The sequence below is a fragment of the Streptomyces sp. genome, assembly GCF_050698815.1.
GTDB lineage: Bacteria > Actinomycetota > Actinomycetes > Streptomycetales > Streptomycetaceae > Streptomyces.
On the sequence record NZ_JBOHCV010000076.1, the window covers coordinates 1 to 4,340 of the forward strand.

Below are 4,340 nucleotides of genomic sequence, written 5' to 3' on the forward strand. Positions count from 1 at the left end.
CCGCCGTGCACCAGCGGCACCGCCCGGCGGCCCCCGCCCGGTCCGGACGTCCCCGGCTCCCCGGGCGCACCCGGCCCGGCCGCCGGACTCGGGTGTCCCTCGCCCCCGGGAGACCCCTGCCCGTACCCGTCGGGGCCACTCTCGTAGAACTCCTCGGGCTGCTCGTCGATGTCCAGCGTCGGGAGGCCGGCCAGGCCCGGCAGCAGTTCGCGAAGCCGGGCGGCCACCTCGACCGCGCGCAGCCGTGAGGCGGGAGCCTTCGCCAGGCACTGGTGGATCAGCTGCCACAGCTCGTCCGGGATGCCGGGGAGTGGCGCCACCGTCTCCGTGACATGGCGGCGCAGGACCGCGCCGGGGTGCCCGCCGCCGAACGGCGTGAAGCCCGCGAGCAGTTCGTACAACACCGTGGCCAGGGCGTATATGTCCACGGAGGCGCGGGGCGGCAGGCCCTCCACGATCTCCGGCGCGAGGTAGTCGGGGGTGCCGATGATCGACGTGGCGCGCGTGCGCCGGGGCAGGTCGATCAGCTTGGCGACACCGAAGTCCGTGAGCAGCGCGGGCGGCGCGCCGCCGGGACCGGCCGGGGCGACCGCGTCCAGCAGCACGTTCTCCGGCTTGATGTCGCGGTGCACGATGCCCGCGGCGTGCGCGGCGGCGAGCCCGTCGGCGATGTCGGCCACGATGGCCACCGCGGGCTGTGGGGCGAGCCGGCGGTCGTGTTCCAGGCGGGTACGCAGATCCGTACCGCGGACCAACTGCATGACGAGCGCCAGGTCGTTGCCGTCCACGACGAGGTCGCGGACGCCGACCACCCGTGGATGGTCCAGGGCGAGCAGCGCGCTGCGCTCCCGCACGAACCGCTCCACCAGGTCCTCGTCCGAGGCGAGGTCCTCGCGCAGGAGCTTGATGGCGACGGGGCCACCGGGTCCCTCACCCAGCCACACCGTGCCGGCGCTGCCACGTCCCAGGATCTGGTGAGCGGTGTAGCGACTGCCGATCTTCCGAGCCATGACGACAAAGCTACGCGGCGAAAGGGGGGTTGAGGGCCCCGGATGCCGCTAACCGTCACCTTCGCGGGGGAAATCCCCAGCGGGAAGTCGACAAATCCCCGAACTCACGTGCCGCTCCGGTCAATTGTTGCCACTGGCGCCCAGATCTCCGACCTTGCTGAAGAAGTCCTGTACCGACTCCCAGAAACTCTTGCCCTGCGCCCACCACTCGGGAAGGGGAGTGAAGTTCCACACCAGTACGCAGATCACGACCAGGATCATGATCATGAACAGGCAGCCCTTGAGACAGCCGAGCCCGGGGATGTGCATCGGGTTCGCGCCGCGGGCGCGGGGCTCGCGCCGGGGGCGCGGCTCCTGCGGCGGCGGTCGCCGGGGCTCGTAGCGCTGGGGCGGCCGCTCTGCGGGGCGGCGCTGCTGCTGCCCGTACTGCTGCCTGTACTGCTGGGGCGGCGGCTGGTCGGAGCGGCGCTGCGGACGACGGCGCAGCGGGTCCAGACTCGGGTCGAGCGGCTGGACCTGCGTCTGCTCGTTACGGTCGCGGGCCGCGCGCAGCTGGTTCTCCCAGGGATGCGGCCCGTCCGGGGGCTGCGGGGGCCCGCCGGTAACCGGCGGCATGACCTGCGTGCCCTCGGCGTTCGGATCCTGGCCCGGTCCGGGGGCGCCGGTCTGCTGCAGATAGCTGGTGGCCGCGTTCGGGTCGTACCCGGACTGTCCCTGGCCCGGTCCCTGCCCGGGCGCGGAGTGCGGCAGCACCTGCGTGGGGTCGCCGAATCCGGCCGCACCGGCGAGGGGCGCGTCCGGGACCGTCGCGGGCGACGGATCCGGCATCAGCAGCGCGGCGACACCGAGCGCGGCGGTGGCCTGCTCCGGTGTGGCCTGCGCGCCCACGCCACCGGCGACCGTACGCAGCGCCTGCGCGAGGCTGACGGCGCTGGGCCGCTCCTCGGGGCGCTTGCGCAGACACCGCTCCAGCACCGTCCACAGCGGGTCGGGCACGCTCGGCGGGCGCTGCGGCTCCTCGGAGAGGTGGCGGTGCAGCACCTCGAGCGCCGTATTGCCCGCGAACGGCGGGCGTCCGGTGACCAGCTCGTACAGCATGATGCCCGCGCCGTAGACGTCCACGGCGGAGGTCTGCGGGCGGCCCTCGGCGGACTCGGGCGCCACATAGGCGGGCGTACCGACGAACTCATGGGCCTGGGTCAGGCCGGGCGAGTCCGCCAGCCGCGCGATGCCGAAGTCGGTGAGCATCGGCCGCATGCCTTCCGGGCCGGCGGCGAGCAGCACGTTGGCGGGCTTGAGGTCACGGTGCACGATGCCGTCGGTGTGGCTGGCGGCCAGCGCGTCGGCGACCTGGGCGGTCACCAGAGCGGCGCCCACCGGCGAGAACGGGCCGTTCTCCCGCAGATAGCGGTTCAGATCCGGACCCTGGACCAGGTCCATCACCAGGGCGAGCAGATCGCCCTCCACGACGAGGTCGCGGGTGCGGACGATGTTGTGGTGCGTCAGACGGAGCAGGACGGAACGCTCGCGCAAAAAGCGCATGACCACGTCCGGGTCGTTCGCCAGCTCCTCCTTGAGGACCTTGATCGCCACCGTCTCACCGGGCTGCCCCGGCACGGCCGCCTCGGCGCCCGCCGTCTCCCGCTGACTCGCCCGCCACACGGTGCCCGTGGCACCGCGCCCGATCGGTTCCTCGAGCAGGTACTTGCTGCCTACCGGCCGCACGTCATGCGCTCCCTGGTGTCGTACTGCAATCCCACCCACAATAGTGCCGCCTCGCGAACGGTCGAACCGGCTCTTGTGGAGAGTGGGCGGACTTCGGGGAGAGACGCATGTCACGGGCGGGCGGTTGCGGACTCACGGCGGCGGCGGGAACACCCGTTGGGCCCGGCTCCGGACAGCCGCGGTCAGGACCGGCCCGGCCCTGGTCAGCGGACGATCCCAAGACGCCCTCTTGCGCGCCGAGCCGGGCAATCAAGATCATTGGAGGACGCGGGCGCGGCGCGGTGTCAGTGGCGGGTGCGAGGATGCTCACGCCGCTGACAGTTCAAGGCTGAAAGCAGTGTGCGCGATCGCGTGGCGCGTCAGTGTGGCGCCGTAGGGGACATGTGTGCCGGAAGCGGGTGCGCGGCGAGGGTGACCGCCTCGTCGGGCGCCGGAGCGGGCACACCCGTGGATCGGTTGTTGGGACCGGGAGGGGCCGATGCAGATCCGGTTGACTGTCACGTTCGGGTCGCGCGGGAGCGGCCGGGGTGCGGGAGAGGCGGCGGGCGCGCGAGCGGCGTGCGACGTCGTGGTCACCGCCCCGTTCGGGACGCCGCTGTCAGCAGTCACCGGCGCGCTCGCCTCGGCGGGCGGCGGCGCGGGGGCGGGCGGCGGCGCCGAGTCCACCGCGGACTCCACGGCGGTCTACGCCGGGACGGAGCGCCTCGACCCCCATCGCCAGGTGCTGGGCGAACCCCCGCTCCTGGACGGCGCTGTCGTCTCGCTGCACGGGCCGGCGCTCCCGGCGACCACGGCCGGCCTCGCCGCGTACGGTTCGGCGAAGGCACGGCTGCACGTGATCGCGGGACCGGACGCGGGCGGCATACACCTGCTTCAGGGCGGCAAGGTCCAACTCGGCCGCTCGGCCGACACCGACGTGCCGCTCGATGACCCCGACGTCTCGCGGCTGCACTGCGCGGTGACGGTGACCGACGGCGGAGCCGTCACGGTCACCGATCTCGGATCCACCAACGGCACCTCGCTGGACGGCGCACCCGTAGGGCGCCGGCCGGTGCTCTTCCAGCCCGGTTCGACGCTGCGGATCGGGGAGTCGGAGATCCGGCTGGAGACCGCGCCGCCGGACGGCGGCCTGGCGGCGGGGGGTGCGGCCGGGGGTGCCGAAGCCGTGGAAGCGGCCCATCCGGCCCCGGGCGCCGCTGCTCCCGTGCCGGCCCTGCCCGCCTCGCTGGCCACGCTGCCGGACGGCAAGGGGCGACTGCGGCTGCTGGACCCGCGGGAGGGGCTCGCGGGCGAGGCGTCGCGCGTACCCGGCCTGGAGGGGACGGGACAGCTGCCGGGCAGGGAGGGGAGCGGCGCTGTACCGTCGCAGCCCGGCCGGCCGGGGAGTGCCCCGGCGAGCGGTCCGGCCGGCGGCCACCCGTACGCAGGGGGCGGACCGTTCCCCGGCGACGGCAGCACGCACGGCGCCGGTATCGCCCAGCACGCCCGGTATCCGGTGCGGTTCGGGCAGCACGCGGCCGAAGGACCGGGCGAGCCCGAGGCGGAGCGACCGCGCGCACGCGGTCTGGGCGCCTGGGCCCGCCGCTTCGCGGGCGGCGCCCGCCC

General features: G+C 74.2%; 3 protein-coding genes. 1 reads left to right on the forward strand and 2 read right to left on the reverse strand.

Annotation, left to right across the window (positions count from 1 at the left end; translation table 11 throughout):
• Window positions 1-1,010, reverse strand: a 1,010-nt coding sequence (locus tag ACRDP3_RS03160; protein ID WP_431515258.1) for a serine/threonine-protein kinase, incomplete at its 3' end; no start/stop codon positions are given.
• Between the two features lie 120 nt (window positions 1,011-1,130).
• A complete protein-coding gene (locus ACRDP3_RS03165) occupies window positions 1,131-2,735 on the reverse strand; it encodes a serine/threonine-protein kinase (RefSeq protein ID WP_431515259.1) in 1,605 nt (534 codons plus the stop codon).
• A gap of 478 nt (window positions 2,736-3,213) precedes the next feature.
• On the opposite strand from ACRDP3_RS03165, the gene ACRDP3_RS03170 reads away from it, so the two are divergent.
• Window positions 3,214-4,340: FHA domain-containing protein (locus tag ACRDP3_RS03170; protein WP_431515260.1), on the forward strand; the 1,127-nt coding region annotated here is incomplete at its 3' end.